Raw genomic sequence first — 16,927 nt, forward strand, 5'->3', positions numbered from 1 at the left:
CTGCCGGGGTGCCCCGGATATGGCCCCCGAGACAAGGAAGAATCCCGTGAGCGAAGTCCGCAACGTGATCATCATCGGCTCCGGCCCCGCGGGCTACACGGCCGCGCTCTACACCGCACGCGCCTCTCTCAACCCGCTGGTCTTCGAAGGCTCCGTCACCGCGGGTGGCGCTCTCATGAACACCACAGAGGTGGAGAACTTCCCCGGTTTCCGCGACGGAATCATGGGGCCGGACCTCATGGACAACATGCGGGCACAGGCTGAGCGCTTCGGTGCCGAACTGGTGGCGGACGACGCCACCGCGGTTGACCTGACCGGTCAGATCAAGACCGTGACCGACTCGGCCGGCACGGTGCACCGGGCGAAGGCCGTGATCATCACCACCGGATCCCAGCACCGCAAGCTCGGACTTCCGCAGGAGGACGAGCTGTCCGGCCGGGGAGTCTCCTACTGCGCCACCTGCGACGGGTTCTTCTTCCGCGACCAGGACATCGTGGTCGTAGGCGGTGGCGACACCGCGATGGAGGAGGCCACCTTCCTGTCCCGGTTCGCCAAGTCGGTCACCGTGGTCCACCGCCGGGACACCCTCCGCGCCTCGAAGGCCATGCAGGAGCGGGCCTTCGCCGACCCCAAGATCACGTTCCGCTGGGACTCCGAGGTCGCCGAACTCCAGGCAACCGACGGCAAGCTTTCCGGGATGACGCTGCGTTCCACCGTCAGCGGGGAGACCTCGCACCTTCAGGTCACCGGGCTGTTCGTCGCCATCGGCCACGATCCCCGCGTCGAGCTCTTCCGGGACCAGCTGGCGCTGGACGAGGAGGGGTACGTGAGCGTCGACGCTCCCTCGACCAGGACCAGCCTCACCGGGGTCTTCGCCGCCGGCGATGTGGTGGACCACACCTACCGTCAGGCCATCACGGCCGCGGGCACCGGCTGTGCCGCGGCCCTGGATGCCGAGCGGTACCTCGCAGCGCTCGTGGACGCGGAACCCGCCGCCGCTCAGGCCTGAGGTTCGGCTCCGCGCGTCTCAGCCCTCTCTCGCCTCACCCCGTCAACCCGCATCCCTCAGTCAAGGAGAAGACACCATGGCCGGTGCCACCGTGACCGCTACCGACGCCGACTTCGAGGAGAAGGTCCTCAAGAGCGACAAGCCCGTACTCGTGGACTTCTGGGCGGAGTGGTGCGGCCCGTGCCGTCAGATCGCCCCGGCGCTCGAGGCCATCGCCCAGGAGCACTCGGAGAAGCTGACCATCGTCAAGCTCAACATCGACGAGAACCCCACCACCGCCGCCAAGTACGGCATCATGTCGATTCCGACCATGAACGTCTACCAGGGCGGAGAGGTCGTCAAGACCATCGTCGGTGCGAAGCCGAAGGCCGCCATCGAGCGGGACCTCAGCGACTTCATCGGCTGACCCGGACCACCCCGCTGCTCTCCCGGACACTTCGGAGCGGCAACTGAACGAGGGGCCGGTCGCCGTTTCACGTGAAACGGCGACCGGCCCCTCGCGCGTGATCAGGAGGGCCGCAGGCTGGGCTGCTGAGCCGCCCCGAGAAGACGGTCGAGCGCGTGCTCCACATCGGCCTTCCAGGAGAGGACCGACCGCAGTTCCAGACGCATCCGAGGATTGACCGGATGGTTCCGGACCGTCTTGAAGCCCACGGCCAGCAGGTGCCCCGCCGGCAGAAGACAGGCGGCCTCCTGCCCACGGGCATCGGCGAACACCTCGATCGCCCGGAAACCGCGGAGCATCAGATCCTTGGCGACGGTCTGCACGATGACACGGCCCAGCCCTTGGCCGCGGTAGTCGGGCGAGATCCAGGCCGTCATGAGCTGAACGGCGTCGGGAGCGACCGGACTGGTGGGAAAGACCGCCGACCTGGGGATGTAGGCCGGTGGCGCATAGAGCACATGCCCCACCGCCCTGTCGTCCACACGCACGATCCGGCCGCACGAGCCCCACTCGAGCAGGACGGCCGAGATCCATGCCTCTTTCTCGTCAGCCGTCCGGCCGGACTGCTCCGCGTCCCGCGCCCGCACCGGGTCGAGCTCCCAGAACACACAGGCACGGCAGCGAGCCGGCAGGTCCGGGAGGTTGTCCAGCGTGAGCGGCACAAGCTGACGCCCCATGGATCCATCGTATCCATGGGGCGTCCCGGAGACACAGTGCGGCGCGTCCCGTCAGTCGTCGTCCTCATCCCGGGACGGCTGCTCCAGCACCGGTCCCTCACCCGGGGCGAGCTGATCGAGAATGCGCTGCAGATCCTCCATCGAGGCGAACTCGACGACGATCTTCCCCTTCTTCTGCCCCAGGTCCACCTTCACCCGGGTCTCGAAGCGATCCGACAGGCGCCCGGCCAGACCGTCCAGGGCGGGGGAGACCCGCCTGCCGGCCCGCGGTCCACGCCCCTTGGCGGGCCGCTTCCCGGCGGACTGGACCGTGACGATCTCCTCGACCGCCCGCACCGACAGCCCTTCGGCCACAATGCGGTGCGCCAACCGGTCCTGCTCCTCGGAGTCCTCCACCGACAGCAGCGCACGGGCGTGCCCGGCGGAGAGCACACCGGCCGCCACCCGGCGCTGGACGGCCGGAGACAGTCGCAGCAGCCTCAGCGTGTTGGACACCTGCGGGCGGGAACGACCGATCCGGTCGGCCAGCTCGTCGTGGGTGCAGGCGAAGTCACGGAGCAGCTGGTCGTAGGCGGCCGCCTCCTCCAGCGGGTTGAGTTGGGCGCGGTGCAGATTCTCCAGCAGCGCGTCAAGGAGCAGCTTGTCGTCCTCGGTGGCCCGGACGATGGCCGGGATGGTCTCCATACCGGCTTCCCGGCAGGCCCGCCACCGCCGCTCTCCCATGATGAGCTCATAACGCCCGGCTGCGAGCTCACGGACCACGACCGGCTGGAGCAGGCCGACCTCCTTGATGGAGGTGACCAGCTCCGCCAGGGCATCCTCGTCGAAGACCTCGCGGGGCTGGCGCGGGTTGGGGGTGATCGCGTCCAGCGGCAGCTCCGCGAAATGCGCCCCTGCCACGTCTACGGCCTCGGCGGCCTGCGGGGCGGTTCCGCCGCCCGCCGAGGCCTGCCCGGGAGCATCGTCCGGGGCGCCGGCATCCGGCAGGGAGGTCACCCTGGCAGCGGCCACACCCCGTTCGGTGACCAGCAGCGGTACCGCGCTGGGGGAGGCCGAGCCTTCCCCGTCCACCTGAACCGGAGCGCTGTCGCGGCTCTGCGGCGCCGCGGGGATCAGTGCGCCGAGCCCTCGGCCCAGCCCTCTCCGTCGTTCGCTCACTGTGTCCCCTCCACCGTGCTGTGCTGTTCCTGCTGCGGGGCCGCGCCCCGCAGTGCGATTTCCCGGGCTGCCTCGAGATAGGACAGCGATCCGCTGGAGCCCGGGTCGTAGGTGAGAACGGTCTGCCCGTAGCTGGGAGCCTCCGAGATTCTCACCGAGCGGGGAATGTTGGTCCGCAGCACCTCCTGCCCGAAGTGACTGCGTACCTCCTCCGCCACCTGGGAGGCGAGCCGGGTACGGCCGTCGTACATGGTGAGCAGAATCGTCGAGACCCGGAGATCGGGATTGAGGTGCCCCCGCACCAGTTCGACGTTCCGCAGCAGCTGACCAAGGCCTTCCAGAGCGTAGTACTCGCACTGGATGGGGATGACCACCTCGGCCCCGGCCACCAGCGCGTTCACCGTGAGCAGTCCGAGGGAGGGCGGGCAGTCGACGAAGATGTAGTCCAGCGGCTGCTCATAGGCCTCGATCGCGCGGCTGAGCCGGCTCTCCCGCGCCACCAGGGAGACCAGCTCGATCTCGGCGCCTGCCAGATCGATGGTGGCCGGGGCACAGAACAGCCCTTCCACGTCAGGCACCGGCTGGACCACTTCCGAGAGCGGCCGGCTGTCGACCAGCACGTCGTAGATCGAGGGGACCTCCGCGTGATGGTCGATGCCCAGCGCCGTGGAGGCGTTGCCCTGGGGGTCGAGGTCGATCACCAGAACCCTGGCGCCGTGCAGAGCCAGGGAGGCGGCCAGGTTCACCGTGGTGGTGGTCTTGCCCACGCCGCCCTTCTGATTGGCGACGACCATGATCCGGGTCTGGTCGGGCCTGGGGAGAGAACCCCCGGCCCGGTACATGGCCTCGACCGCCTGCTGGGCAGCCCGGCCGGGCGGGGCATCTCCGGAGGGCGGGGGAGCGCTGTGGGCGATGTCCACCGCGCCACCGGGAGCATCCGCCAGTTCGGACCGTGGGCCGGGGACCGGATCGGCCGTCGGCCCAGCGATATTGGCGTCGGACCGCAATGGTTCACTCTCCTCGACGTGCGCAGCCTTCGTGGGTTCACAGACTGCCACGTCCCGGGGGGTCTGAACCAGCGCGGTCCGCGGAACTGTGGACAACGGCTCATGTGTGGACACCGGCGTAACACCCGGGTCGGGGCGAGGCCGACGGTCACGCGGCTGGGCAGCCGCACGGCCGCGACCGATGATTCCTTGCAGCAGAGAGCGTCGTTTCACGTGAAACACGATGCCCAGGCCCGGCGCTCCCGGCACGGACGACACTCCGTACCGGGATCCATTCGGCTCTATTGCCTGCACTTCGGACACCCAGGACAACAGGGGCGTCCACGGTCAGTGGGGCCTGCGTCCGCCTCGGCGTCGCGCGGCCTTGGCGCGCTTGGCGGCGAACCGGACCCCTCCGGGGCTCTCCCCCACCTCGGCACGCACCACCGTGCACAAGGGGTCCACCACGTCGGCTCCGACCTGGACCACCGAGGCGTCCACCACGCCCAGTTTCGCCAGGGCGGCACGGGCGCCCTTCAGTTCGTCATGCGCGGTGTCGCCCTTGATCGCCAGCATCTCGCCGTAGGGGCGCAGCAAGGGGATCCCCCAGCCGGCGAGCCGGTCCAGCGGTGCCACCGCTCGTGCCGTGACCACATGGACGGGCGTGAACACACCCGCCCCCAGGACTTCCTCGGCCCTGCCTCGCAGGACCGTCACGTGATCCAGCCCCAGCAGCTCGACGACCTCCTGGAGGAAGGTGGTGCGGCGCAGCAGCGGCTCGAGCAGCGTGATCCGCAGATCGGGCCGGACCAGGGCGAGCGGAATGCCCGGCAGACCCGCACCCGATCCGACGTCGCAGACCGTGACATCCTCGACGACGGCCTCCGAGAGCACCGCACAGTTCAGCAGGTGGCGCTCCCACAGCCGGGGAACCTCGCGAGGACCGATCAGTCCCCGGCGGACTCCCACGTCGGCGAGCAGCTCCGCATAGCGCATGGCGTCGCCCAGCCGCTCACCGAAAACCCGGTGAGCGGCCTCCGGGACCGGGGGGAGAGCGGCGGGCATCTGCTCTTCTCTCACGGCAGGACGACCACGCAGCGCTGCGGTTCCTCGCCCTCCGACTCGCTGCGCAGTCCGGCCTCGGCGACGGCGTCGTGCACGACCTTGCGCTCGAAGGGAGTCATCGGCTTCAGCTTGACCGGTTCCCCGGTCTTCTTGACCTGCTCCACGGCCTCGTTGCCCAGGACCGTCAGGCGCTCCCGCTTGCGCGCCCGGTGCCCGGCGATGTCGAGCATCAGCCGGCTGCGCTCACCGGTTTCCCGCAGCACGGCGAGCCGGGTCAGCTCCTGCAGCGCCTCCAGTACCTCACCGTCCCGCCCGACCAGCTTCTGCAGGTCGCGGGCCGCACCCTCGCCGATGATCGACACCGCCGCGCGGTCGGCCTCGACGTCCATGTCGATGTCGCCGTCGAGGTCCGCGATGTCGAGCAGGCCCTCGAGATAGTCGGCCGCGATCTCGCCTTCCTGCTCCAGGCGGGTGAGGGTGTCGGTGCCCTCGGCGGCCGGGGTGGTGTCCGTCACGATGTGGACTCCTTCTTACTTCTTGGTCTTCTCGGACGGCTTGGGCTTGTCCTGCGGGGCCGTGGCGTCCGGCCGCTGCTTCTTCTGCCTGCCCTGCTGCCCCTGGGCGCTCCCGTTCTGGTGCGGGCCCGCCTTCTTCGGCTGGGCGCCCTGGGCCTGCCGCTTGGACTTGGGCTGCTTCTTGGGCTGGACCCGGTTGGCGCGAGCGGCCTCGACGGCCTTCTTCGTCTCGACCTCGGCGGGGTCCTCCTTGAGCTTGCCCTTCTCCCGCAGCTTCTCCTGGCGCTGCTGGAAGGCGATGCTGCCCGGGGTGGGGTTCCGCTGGATGACGTACATCTGCTGGCCGAGCGTCCACACGTTGGTGGTCAGCCAGTAGATCAGGACGCCGACGGGGAAGTTGATGCCGAAGACGGCGAACATGATCGGGAAGATGTACATGAGCATCTTCTGCTGGTTCATGAACGGCGTCTTGACCGTGAGGTCCACGTTCTTCGTCATCAGCTGCCGCTGCGTGTAGAACTGCGACAGCGACATCAGCACGATCATGATGACGGTGACGACGCGGACGTCCGTCAGCGAGGCGCTCAGCTCGGCGACCTTCTCCGCGCTGTCCATGAAGCGGGTGGCGATCGGCGCGCCGAAGATGCTGGCCGCCCGCGCGCTCTCCACCTCGGCCTGGCTGAGGACACCGACGGTCCGGTTGCTCGCGATGTGGTTGAGCACCTGGAAGAGCGCGATGAAGAACGGTGCCTGCAACAGGATGGGCAGACAGCTGGAGAGCGGGTTGGTGCCCGTCTCCTTGTAGAGCTTCATCATCTCTTCGGACTGGCGCTGCCGGTCGCTCTTGTAGCGCTCCTGAATCGCCTTCATCCGCGGCTGGAGCGCCTGCATGTTGCGGGTCGCCTTGATCTGCTTGAAGAACAGCGGGATCAGTCCGATGCGGACCACGATCACCAGGGACACGATCGACAGGCCCCAGGCCCAACCGCTGTCCTCGTCGAAGACCAGGCTGTACAGCTTGTGGAACTGGACGATGATCCAGGAGACAGCGATATAGAGAGGAGTGAGGATCGAGTTGATCGTGTCCACGAGTCAGACTCCTTGGGCATTGGTGGGTGTCCGGTTCTGCCAGCGGTGACGGAGGCGCTGATGCCAGACGGGGTGCTTCCGGGGCGGAACGTGGTCGACACCACCGGGGGACCAGGGATTGCAGCGCAGGATGCGCCAGGCCGTGAGAGCCGTGCCCTTCACGGCCCCGTGCCGGTCGATGGCGCCGTACCCGTAATGGGAGCAGGACGGGTAGTAACGGCAGACGGGACCGAGCATCGGACTGATGGTCCACTGGTACAGCTTGATCAGCAGCAGCAGCGGGTACTTCATGGTCGTACCCCTCCCAGCAGCCGCTCCAGGGCGGCATCGAGATCTCGGGCCAGCTGATCGTGGGAGGCAGCACCCGCACCAGGCAGAGCCCGTACCACCACCAGGCTACCGGCGGGCAGCCGGGACAGTCGGTCGCGTATCAGGTGACGCAGCCGACGTTGCACACGGTTACGGACCACCGCGTTTCCCACCGCTTTGCTCACGACGAAACCCGCACGCGGCGGGGGGGCTTCCCCTGCTGACACGTGCGGGTCCCTGTGTGCCACGGTTCTGTCCCGGGGGGTTCCCCGGCTCAGGTGGACGACGAGGTGCGGGCGCCCGGCCCGGCGCCCTCGGCGTACCGCGGTCGCGAAGTCCTCGCGCCGCCTCAGCCGGTTCTCCGATGGCAGCACCGCATGGACCTGTGATCAGGCGATCAGGCGGAGAGCCGGGTACGGCCCTTGCTGCGGCGGTTGGCGACGATGGCGCGGCCGGCACGCGTCCGCATGCGCAGCCGGAAGCCGTGGGTCTTGGCCCGACGACGGTTGTTCGGCTGGAAAGTGCGCTTGCTCACTCGGGGGCTCCACTGGGTCTTCGTGTCCGGCACGGGCTGCCGGCACAGCTTGCGGGGGCGCCGAACGGCTGTCACCGTGCACCCACGAGGAGCCGCATGTGCCCGAATAACCGCCCCACAGCCCTGAGGCTTCACGATCACGGGATCTGCCCATCGGAGGCAGGCGGCAGCAGCCGTCGACAACTCGACTGGACAACGGTACGCGCGGGCCGACCTTATGGTCAAACTGAGCCGACTTTCCCCGTTGTACACACCCTGTGGACAATGACTTGATGTGCGAGTGCCGCCCTGACTACCGTGGCTGAACTTACGACCTTTCCGCCCGGCGCGGCGGCACACCGGCGGGCGCCTCACCGGGCGCCGGCACCACCCCTGCGAGTGAGAGAGCGTGCCCCGTGGCTGACCTACCTGCAGATCTTGCCGCGGTATGGCCACGCGCACTGAGTTCCCTGCTGTCCGACGGCCAGGGCGTCGAGCTCAAGGACCAGCGATGGCTGCAGGACTGCCAGCCGCTGGCGCTGGTCTCCGGCACCGCCCTGCTCGGCGTGTCGAACGAGTACGCCAAAAGTGTGCTGGAGGGCCGCCTCGCCCCCCTGATCAGCGAAACGCTCAGCCGGGAGTGCGGCCAGCCGATCCGGCTGGCGATCACGGTCACCGACCCGCCGCCGGAGCCCCGGACCCCCGAGCCCACCGCGCCCGCCCCGGTGGGGCACGACCGGCGCCCCGGGCCCCCGCCGGGCCAGGACCGCTACCGCGGCCACGACGACTACGCGGGCCACGACCTGCCGGCCGCCCGGCCCGCCTACCCCGGCCATCCCCAGGCGCCGCACCCCGGCGACCGCCAGGTGAGCTGGCAGCAGCCGCACCACGACTACCGGCCCGAGCCGGGCCGGCACGAGGGATACGGGCGGCCGCCCGAGCGGTACGAGCCGCGCTACGACCAGTACGAGCAGCGCCCGCCGCTGCGCGGCCCCGACGGCCGGCTGCCGGCCTCCAGCGGCGCGCCGGGGCCGCTGGCCGCACAGCCCGCCCCGGCCACCGGTCCGGGCGAGCCGACCGCCCGGCTGAATCCGAAGTACCTCTTCGACACCTTCGTCATCGGGGCGTCCAACCGCTTCGCGCACGCCGCCGCGGTGGCGGTCGCCGAGGCTCCGGCCAAGGCGTACAACCCGCTGTTCATCTACGGCGAGTCCGGCCTGGGCAAGACGCACCTGCTGCACGCCATCGGGCACTACGCCCGCAGCCTCTACCCGGGCACCCGGGTGCGCTACGTGAGCTCCGAGGAGTTCACCAACGAGTTCATCAACTCCATCCGGGACGGCAAGGCCGACGCCTTCCGGCGGCGCTACCGGGACATGGACATCCTGCTGGTGGACGACGTCCAGTTCCTGGCGAGCAAGGAGTCCACGCAGGAGGAGTTCTTCCACACGTTCAACACGCTGCACAACGCGAACAAACAGATCGTGCTCTCCTCGGACCGGCCGCCCAAGCAGCTGGTGACCCTGGAGGACCGGCTGCGCAACCGCTTCGAGTGGGGCCTGATCACCGACGTCCAGCCGCCGGAGCTGGAGACCAGGATCGCGATCCTGCGCAAGAAGGCCGTCCAGGAGCAGCTGAACGCCCCGCCGGAGGTGCTGGAGTTCATCGCCTCGCGGATCTCCCGCAACATCCGCGAGCTGGAGGGCGCGCTCATCCGGGTCACCGCCTTCGCCAGCCTCAACCGGCAGCCGGTCGATCTCGGGCTGACCGAGATCGTCCTCAAGGACCTCATCCCCGGCGGCGAGAACGCGCCCCCGGAGATCACCGCGGACGCCATCACGGCCGCCACCGCCGACTACTTCGGCCTCACCGTGGAGGACCTCGGCGGCTCCTCCCGCAGCCGGATCCTGGTCACCGCGCGGCAGATCGCGATGTATCTGTGCCGCGAGCTGACCGACCTCTCGCTGCCCAAGATCGGGCAGCACTTCGGCGGACGTGACCACACCACCGTCATGCACGCGGACCGGAAGATCCGCGCGCTGATGGCCGAGCGGCGCTCCATCTACAACCAGGTCACCGAGCTGACCAACCGCATCAAGAACGGCTGACGGCCACCGCACCGACCGCCCCGCGCACGGGCGGACGCCACAGGACCCCCGGGACGTCCCGGGGGTCCTGTTCGATTCCGGGCGGGGTTACGGCCTTCCTCCACAGATCCTGCGGGTATTTTCCTTCCACACCCTGTGTGCCGTCCCGGTTGTCCAGAACTGTGTCCACAGCGGAACCGCGGTACCCGATGCCCCGCAGGTCAGCACCCTGGGGATATGTGGACCCGGCCGGTCCACAGGCTGTGGAGAACTCCCGGTCCCCGCCGCGGCGTTCCCGGTTGTCCACCGGCGGCCCACAGGCAACGCCCCGTTGTACACAGGTGATCCACAGGGTTGTCCACTGTTCGGCAACATAACGCGCACTCTCACCGGGACGAGTGAAACAGGTCACACTCCCCCGCCGCGCTGCCTGTTGAGAACCCCGCGAAATCTGGGGACGCGGCTGTGGGGAACCTGGGGACGACCGGGGACCCCCTGTGCACAGCCGGCCACTGTCCACAGACAGGGCCCGTCCGTCCACCGCCCCGCCCACAGGCCCGGTGGACAAAAAAGCCGGTCCGACCTGGAAGAACAGGGTTATCCACGGTTTCCACAGGCCCTACTACTACGACCACAGAGATAAGCCGGGAAACTCGGTTCGAAGTGGGGGCTGTGCACAACCCGGCCCCGCGGTGCTCCGGCACGCGGCCCGGGATCTCCTCCGGAGGACCTCCCCTGTCGGTCCGGTGCGTCACACTGGTCCCTGCACCAAGACGAGCAGCCAGTGACAGCAGGAGGCGGCTGAAGTGAAGATCCGGGTGGAACGCGATGCGCTCGCGGAGGCGGTGGCCTGGGCCGCCCGCAGCCTGCCGGCCCGACCGCCGGTGCCCGTTCTCGCGGGCCTGCTGTTGAGGGCCGAGGAAGAACGACTGAGTCTGTCCGGCTTCGACTACGAGGTCTCGGCACGGGTCTCGGTCGACGCCGACGTGGAGGAGGACGGCACCGTCCTGGTCTCCGGCCGGCTGCTGGCCGACATCTGCAAGGCCCTGCCCAACCGGCCGGTCGAGCTGAGCACCGACGGCAGCAAGGTGAGCCTGGTGTGCGGGTCCTCCCGCTTCACCCTGCACACCCTGCCGGTGGAGGAGTACCCCTCGCTGCCGGAGATGCCCACCGCGACCGGCACCGTTCCCGCGGAGGTCTTCGCCTCCGCCGCCGCCCAGGTGGCCATCGCGGCCGGCCGTGACGACACCCTCCCGGTGCTCACCGGTGTCCGGGTCGAGATCGAGGGGGACCGGGTCACCCTGGCCTCCACCGACCGGTACCGCTTCGCCGTGCGGGAGTTCCTGTGGAAGCCGGAGGCCTCCGACGTCTCGGCGGTGGCCCTGGTGCCCGCCAAGACCCTGCTGGAGACGGCCAAGTCGCTCAGTGGCGGGGAGACCGTCTCGCTGGCGCTGTCCGGGTCGGGAGCCGGTGAGGGCCTGATCGGTTTCGAGGGAGCCGGCCGCCGCACCACCACCCGGCTGCTGGAGGGCGACCTCCCCAAGTACCGCACCCTCTTCCCGACCGAGTTCAACTCGGTCGCGGTGATCGAGACGGCACCCTTCGTGGAGGCCGTCAAGCGCGTCGCCCTGGTCGCCGAGCGGAACACTCCGGTGCGGCTCAGCTTCGAACAGGGTGTGCTGATCCTGGAGGCCGGCTCCAGCGACGACGCACAGGCCGTGGAGCGGGTGGACGCCCGCCTGGAGGGGGACGACATCTCGATCGCCTTCAACCCGGGCTTCCTCCTGGAGGGCCTGAGCGCCATCGATTCCCCGGTGGCCCAGCTGTCCTTCACCACCTCCACCAAGCCCGCCCTGCTGAGCGGCCGGCCGGCGGTGGACGCCGAGGCGGACGAGGACTACAAGTACCTGATCATGCCCGTCCGGCTGAGCGGCTGACCCCACAGATGTGCACCCGGTCCCGGGCGTAGGCTCGCTCCCAGGTACGCAAGCTACGGAGGAGCCCAGATGGAGCTCGGTCTCATCGGTCTCGGCAAAATGGGCGGCAACATGCGCGAGCGCATCCGCCGCGCCGGGCACACCGTCGTCGGCTACGACCGCAACGCGGAGCTGGCGGATGTGCACAGCCTGCGCGAGCTGGTGGACGCGCTGCCGGCCCCCCGGGTCGTGTGGGTGATGGTGCCCGCCGGGGAGGCCACCCAGGCCACCGTCGACGAGCTGGCCGGGCTGCTGTCCGCCGGGGACGTCGTGGTCGACGGCGGCAACTCCCGCTGGACGGACGACGAGAAGCACGCCGCGGAGCTCGCCGAGCGCGGCATCGGCTTCGTCGACTGCGGTGTCTCCGGGGGCGTGTGGGGCCTGGAGAACGGCTACGCGCTGATGTACGGCGGCTCGCCGGAGGACGTCGCCCGCGTGCAGCCGGTGTTCGACGCGCTCAAGCCGGAGGGCACCTTCGGCGCGGTGCACGCCGGCGCGGTCGGGGCGGGCCACTTCGCGAAGATGGTCCACAACGGCATCGAGTACGCGATGATGCAGGCCTTCGCCGAGGGCTGGGAGCTGCTGGAGGCCGCCGGGCCGGTGACCGACGTGCGCGAGGTCTTCCGGTCCTGGCAGGAGGGCACGGTCATCCGGTCCTGGCTGCTGGAGCTGGCCGTGCGCGCGCTGGAGGACGACGAGCACCTGGAGAAGCTGCGCGGGTACGCCGCGGACTCCGGCGAGGGCCGCTGGACGGTGGAGGCCGCGATCGACCACGCGGTGCCGCTGCCGGCGATCACCGCCTCGCTGTTCGCCCGGTTCGCCTCCCGGCAGGACGACTCCCCCCAGATGAAGATGATCGCCGCGCTCCGCAACCAGTTCGGCGGGCACGCGGTGACCAACACCGAGACCAGGCCGTAGCCGCCCGGAGCGGAGGAAGGGCCCGCGTACCACCGTGCATGTCACGCATCTGTCGCTCGCCGACTTCCGGTCCTATGTCCGGGCGGAGGTTCCGCTGGAGCGGGGCGTCACCGCCTTCATCGGCCCGAACGGCCAGGGCAAGACGAACCTGGTGGAGGCGGTCGGCTATCTGGCGACGCTGGGCAGCCACCGGGTCTCCTCGGACGCCCCGCTGGTGCGGATGGGCGCGGAGCGCGCGGTGGTCCGTGCCCGGGTGACGGAGGGGGACCGGGAGCAGCTCGTGGAACTGGAGCTCAATCCCGGCCGGGCGAACCGGGCCCGGATCAACCGCTCCTCGCAGGTGCGGCCGCGCGACGTGCTGGGGATCGTGCGCTCGGTGCTGTTCGCGCCGGAGGACCTGAACCTGGTGAAGGGGGATCCGGGTGAGCGCAGGCGGTTCCTCGACGAGCTGCTCACCGCGCGGGCACCGCGGATGGCGGGGGTGCGGGCGGACTACGACCGGGTCCTCAAGCAGCGCAACTCCCTGCTGAAGTCGGCGGCGATGGCCCGCAGGCACGGGGGCCGGGGGATGGACCTGGCGACGCTGGACGTCTGGGACCAGCACCTGGCCCGGGTGGGGGCCGAACTGCTGGCGCACCGGCTGGCGCTGGTGACGGCGGTGCGGCCGCTGGCCGACAAGGCGTACGAGCAGCTGGCGCCCGGTGGCGGCCCGCTGGTGCTGGAGTACCGGGCGTCGGCGGGCGAGGCGACGGCGGAGGCGAGCGGTCCGGCGGAGCTGGAGGAGGTGCTGCGCGCCGCGCTGGGAGCGGCACGCGGACAGGAGGTGGAGCGGGGGGTGACGCTGGTCGGTCCGCACCGCGACGATCTGGTGCTGCGGCTGGGGGAGCTGCCGGCGAAGGGGTACGCGAGCCACGGTGAGTGCTGGTCGTTCGCGCTGGCGCTGCGGCTGGCGTCGTTCGGGCTGCTGCGGGAGGAGGGCCCGCAGCCGGTGCTCGTGCTGGACGACGTGTTCGCCGAGCTGGACACCCGGCGCCGGGAGCGGCTGGCGGAGCTGGTGGCGCCCGGGGAGCAGGTGCTGGTGACGGCGGCGGTGCCGGAGGACGTCCCGGGGGCGCTGGCCGGGGCGCGCTTCGAGGTGGCCGGAGGGGCGGTGGAGCGTGTCCGGTGAGCAGGACCGCCGCGTCTCCGGCGGGCCGGACGGGCCGGGGGCGCCCGGCGGGTCCGCCGCGTCCGCCGCGTCCGCCGCGGGGGACGCGGCCGGGGAGCCGTCAGGCGTCGATCTGGCGCGGGTGGCGCTGCGGGCGGCGAAGGAGCGTGCGCGGGCGCGCGGTGCGCTGGCGCAGCAGAAGAGGCAGGCGCGCAGGGGCGGTCTGCGGTCGGGGGCGCGGCCCGGTGGGCGGGATCCGGTGCCGCTGGGTGCGGCGGTGGAGCGGCTGACCGCGGAGCGGGGCTGGGAGGTACCGCTGGCCGTGGGCGGGGTGCTGGGGCGCTGGCCGGAGCTGGTGGGGCCGGAAGTGGCGCAGCACTGCGAGCCGGTGTCCTACGACGAGGATTCCCGGGTGCTGACGGTGCGGTGCGATGCCACGGCGTGGGCCACTCAGCTGCGGCTGCTGGCGCCGCAGCTGCTGGCGCGGCTGAACGCCGATCTGGGGCAGGGCAGCGTGAAGCTGATCAAGGTGCTGGGCCCTGGCGGCGGGCCGCGCCGGGAGCCGGGTGCGTGGCGGGCGCCGGGCAGCCGCGGGCCCGGGGACACCTACGGCTGAGACCCCGCGCGGGCGCGTATACACGGTTGTGCGTCCGGGCGGTCGCGGTGTGACATGTGATGCCGCTCACACAGTTTTGGGTTGACAGGGCAAGGCCCTGAGCGCCCCTGTGAGCGTTCTGGGGGGCCGGTCCCCATATAGGGAGTCGACGGACGTCAGTTCAGGGCGGCACATGCGGACTCAGGGCCCGGCAAACCGTCATCACTGTCAGCGCTACCGGTAGACTGGGGGCACCGCCCTGTTGCGGACCATGTCGAACGACGCAGCCGCTCCTGTCTGTCCGGAGTTGGCTTGTGCTGTGCCAGAAAGGGCGCTTCGTGGCCGATTCCGGCAACTCTCATGAAAACACCCCCTCCACGGCCGGTAACCCGGGCGAGGAGACCGTCGAGGCTCTCGTGACGCCGGAGGGCGCCGTGGCGTACGACGCCAGTGCGATCACGGTGCTGGAAGGGCTGGACGCGGTCCGGAAGCGGCCCGGCATGTACATCGGGTCCACCGGCGAGAGAGGCCTGCACCACCTCGTGGCCGAGGTGGTGGACAACTCGGTGGACGAGGCCCTGGCCGGGCACGCCGACCGGATCGACGTGACGCTGCTGGCGGACGGCGGGGTCCGGGTCGTGGACAACGGCCGCGGCATCCCGGTGGACATGGTGCCCTCGGAGGGCAAGCCCGCGATCGAGGTGGTCCTCACCGTGCTGCACGCCGGCGGCAAGTTCGGCGGGGGAGGCTACTCGGTCTCCGGCGGTCTGCACGGCGTGGGCGTCTCGGTGGTCAACGCGCTGTCGCACAAGCTGTCCGTGGAGGTCCGCAGGGACGGCTACCGCTGGACCCAGGACTACGTGATGGGCGCCCCCACCGCCGAACTGGCGCGCAACGAGGCGACGGAGGAGACCGGCACGACGGTCACCTTCTGGGCGGACGGCGGGATCTTCGAGACGACCGACTACTCCTTCGAGACGCTCTCCCGGCGCTTCCAGGAGATGGCGTTCCTGAACAAGGGGCTGACCATCTCGCTGACGGACGAGCGGGAGGCGGCCAAGCAGACGGCGGGTGCGGACACGGCGACCGGCGCCGACCAGGACCAGCCGCGCTCGGTCACGTACCACTACGAGGGCGGCATCGTCGACTTCGTGCGGCATCTGAACTCCCGCAAGGGCGAGCCGGTGCACCCGTCGGTGATCGCGATCGAGGCCGAGGACACCGTGCGGAAGCTGTCGGTGGAGATCGCGATGCAGTGGAACACCCAGTACACCGAGGGTGTCTACAGCTTCGCGAACACCATCCACACGCACGAGGGCGGCACCCACGAGGAGGGGTTCAGGGCCGCGCTGACGGGCCTGGTGAACCGGTACGCGCGGGAGAAGAAGCTGCTGCGCGAGAAGGACGACAACCTCGCCGGTGAGGACATCCGCGAGGGTCTGACGGCGATCATCTCGGTGAAGCTGGGCGAGCCGCAGTTCGAGGGCCAGACCAAGACGAAGCTGGGCAACACCGAGGCCAAGACGTTCGTCCAGAAGATCGTCCACGAGCACCTGACGGACTGGCTGGACCGCAACCCGGCCGAGGCCGCCGACATCATCCGCAAGGGCATCCAGGCGGCCACCGCCCGGGTCGCGGCCCGCAAGGCGCGGGACCTGACCCGGCGCAAGGGCCTGCTGGAGACGGCCTCGCTGCCGGGCAAGCTGAGCGACTGCCAGTCCAACGACGCGGCCAAGTGCGAGATCTTCATCGTGGAGGGCGACTCGGCCGGCGGCAGCGCCAAGTCCGGCCGGGACCCGCAGTATCAGGCCATCCTGCCGATCCGCGGCAAGATCCTGAACGTGGAGAAGGCCCGGATCGACAAGGTGCTGCAGAACACCGAGGTGCAGGCGCTGATCTCGGCGTTCGGCACGGGGATCCATGAGGACTTCGACATCTCGCGGCTCCGCTACCACAAGATCATCTTGATGGCGGACGCCGACATCGACGGCCAGCACATCAACACCCTGCTGCTCACCCTGCTGTTCCGCTTCATGCGTCCGCTGGTGGAGGCCGGACACGTCTTCCTCTCCCAGCCTCCGCTGTACAAGATCAAGTGGGGCCGGGACGAGTTCGAGTACGCGTACTCCGACCGCGAGCGGGACAGCCTCATCGCGCTCGGCCGGGAGCAGGGCCGGCGCATCCGGGAGGACGCCATCCAGCGCTTCAAGGGGCTGGGCGAGATGAACGCCGAGGAACTGCGGATCACCACCATGGACAGCGCCCACCGGGTGCTGCGCCAGGTGACGCTGGACGACGCGGCCGCCGCCGACGACCTGTTCTCCATCCTGATGGGTGAGGACGTGGAGGCCCGGCGCTCGTTCATCCAGCGCAACGCCAAGGACGTCCGGTTCCTGGACATCTGAACGACCCCGCAGCCCGAAAGGAATCGGAGCCG

The 16,927-nt window shown here is 70.0% G+C and carries 15 protein-coding genes and 2 pseudogenes; 8 read left to right on the forward strand and 9 right to left on the reverse strand.

Annotation, left to right across the window (positions count from 1 at the left end):
- The first annotated feature begins 46 nt into the window (after positions 1–46).
- Positions 47–1,009: a thioredoxin-disulfide reductase gene (trxB, locus tag ABD299_RS16440; protein ID WP_344263039.1), complete on the forward strand. Its 963-nt coding sequence runs from the start codon at positions 47–49 to the stop codon at positions 1,007–1,009.
- Between the two features lie 76 nt (positions 1,010–1,085).
- The gene (gene trxA / locus ABD299_RS16445) at positions 1,086–1,415 is read left to right on the forward strand and encodes a thioredoxin (RefSeq protein ID WP_344263041.1); all 330 of its coding nucleotides are present in this window, start codon (positions 1,086–1,088) and stop codon (positions 1,413–1,415) included.
- 101 nt (positions 1,416–1,516) lie between these two features.
- Here the strand turns inward: trxA and ABD299_RS16450 are convergent, their stop codons facing one another.
- The 9 genes and pseudogenes from ABD299_RS16450 to rpmH all read right to left on the reverse strand — a co-directional run bounded on the left by ABD299_RS16450 (position 1,517) and on the right by rpmH (position 7,788).
- A complete protein-coding gene (locus tag ABD299_RS16450) occupies positions 1,517–2,131 on the reverse strand; it encodes a GNAT family N-acetyltransferase (RefSeq protein ID WP_344263043.1) in 615 nt (204 codons plus the stop codon).
- 51 nt (positions 2,132–2,182) lie between these two features.
- The gene (locus ABD299_RS16455) at positions 2,183–3,289 is read right to left on the reverse strand and encodes a ParB/RepB/Spo0J family partition protein (protein WP_344263045.1); all 1,107 of its coding nucleotides are present in this window, start codon (positions 3,287–3,289) and stop codon (positions 2,183–2,185) included.
- Positions 3,286–4,296 carry an AAA family ATPase gene (locus ABD299_RS16460; protein WP_344263047.1) on the reverse strand — a complete coding sequence of 337 codons (1,011 nt, stop codon included), beginning with the start codon at positions 4,294–4,296 and terminating at the stop codon, positions 3,286–3,288. The genes ABD299_RS16455 and ABD299_RS16460 overlap by 4 nt, the downstream gene beginning before the upstream one ends.
- A gap of 327 nt (positions 4,297–4,623) precedes the next feature.
- Positions 4,624–5,340: a 16S rRNA (guanine(527)-N(7))-methyltransferase RsmG gene (rsmG, locus tag ABD299_RS16465; RefSeq protein WP_344263050.1), complete on the reverse strand. Its 717-nt coding sequence runs from the start codon at positions 5,338–5,340 to the stop codon at positions 4,624–4,626.
- Between the two features lie 11 nt (positions 5,341–5,351).
- On the reverse strand, positions 5,352–5,855 hold the full coding sequence (locus tag ABD299_RS16470) for a Jag family protein (protein ID WP_344263052.1): 504 nt from the start codon (positions 5,853–5,855) through the stop codon (positions 5,352–5,354).
- 15 nt (positions 5,856–5,870) lie between these two features.
- Entirely contained in the window at positions 5,871–6,935 is a 1,065-nt protein-coding gene (yidC, locus tag ABD299_RS16475; protein WP_344263271.1) for a membrane protein insertase YidC, read from the reverse strand.
- A gap of 39 nt (positions 6,936–6,974) precedes the next feature.
- A pseudogene (gene yidD / locus ABD299_RS16480) lies at positions 6,975–7,235 on the reverse strand (membrane protein insertion efficiency factor YidD); the annotation flags it as partial.
- Positions 7,232–7,627: a ribonuclease P protein component gene (rnpA, locus tag ABD299_RS16485; RefSeq protein WP_344263056.1), complete on the reverse strand. Its 396-nt coding sequence runs from the start codon at positions 7,625–7,627 to the stop codon at positions 7,232–7,234. The pseudogene yidD and the gene rnpA, both read right to left, overlap by 4 nt.
- Positions 7,628–7,650: 23 nt before the next feature.
- The gene (gene rpmH / locus ABD299_RS16490) at positions 7,651–7,788 is read right to left on the reverse strand and encodes a 50S ribosomal protein L34 (RefSeq protein WP_165302702.1); all 138 of its coding nucleotides are present in this window, start codon (positions 7,786–7,788) and stop codon (positions 7,651–7,653) included.
- 503 nt (positions 7,789–8,291) lie between these two features.
- Between rpmH and dnaA the strand changes: the two are divergent.
- The 6 genes and pseudogenes from dnaA to gyrB form a co-directional block, all read left to right on the forward strand.
- Positions 8,292–9,875, forward strand: a pseudogene (gene dnaA, locus ABD299_RS16495) (chromosomal replication initiator protein DnaA); the annotation flags it as partial.
- Positions 9,876–10,660: 785 nt separating this feature from the next.
- Entirely contained in the window at positions 10,661–11,791 is a 1,131-nt protein-coding gene (gene dnaN / locus ABD299_RS16500; RefSeq protein ID WP_344263063.1) for a DNA polymerase III subunit beta, read from the forward strand.
- Positions 11,792–11,860: 69 nt separating this feature from the next.
- On the forward strand, positions 11,861–12,748 hold the full coding sequence (gene gnd / locus ABD299_RS16505) for a phosphogluconate dehydrogenase (NAD(+)-dependent, decarboxylating) (protein ID WP_344263064.1): 888 nt from the start codon (positions 11,861–11,863) through the stop codon (positions 12,746–12,748).
- 34 nt (positions 12,749–12,782) lie between these two features.
- Positions 12,783–13,916, forward strand: coding sequence for a DNA replication/repair protein RecF (gene recF / locus ABD299_RS16510; protein WP_344263066.1), 1,134 nt, complete (start codon positions 12,783–12,785; stop codon positions 13,914–13,916).
- A gap of 112 nt (positions 13,917–14,028) precedes the next feature.
- On the forward strand, positions 14,029–14,511 hold the full coding sequence (locus tag ABD299_RS16515; protein ID WP_344263274.1) for a DciA family protein: 483 nt from the start codon (positions 14,029–14,031) through the stop codon (positions 14,509–14,511).
- Positions 14,512–14,804: 293 nt separating this feature from the next.
- On the forward strand, positions 14,805–16,895 hold the full coding sequence (gyrB, locus tag ABD299_RS16520; RefSeq protein WP_344263068.1) for a DNA topoisomerase (ATP-hydrolyzing) subunit B: 2,091 nt from the start codon (positions 14,805–14,807) through the stop codon (positions 16,893–16,895).
- The last annotated feature ends 32 nt before the right edge of the window (positions 16,896–16,927 follow it).

It is taken from the genome of Streptomyces sodiiphilus, from assembly GCF_039529215.1.
Lineage (GTDB): Bacteria > Actinomycetota > Actinomycetes > Streptomycetales > Streptomycetaceae > Streptomyces > Streptomyces sodiiphilus.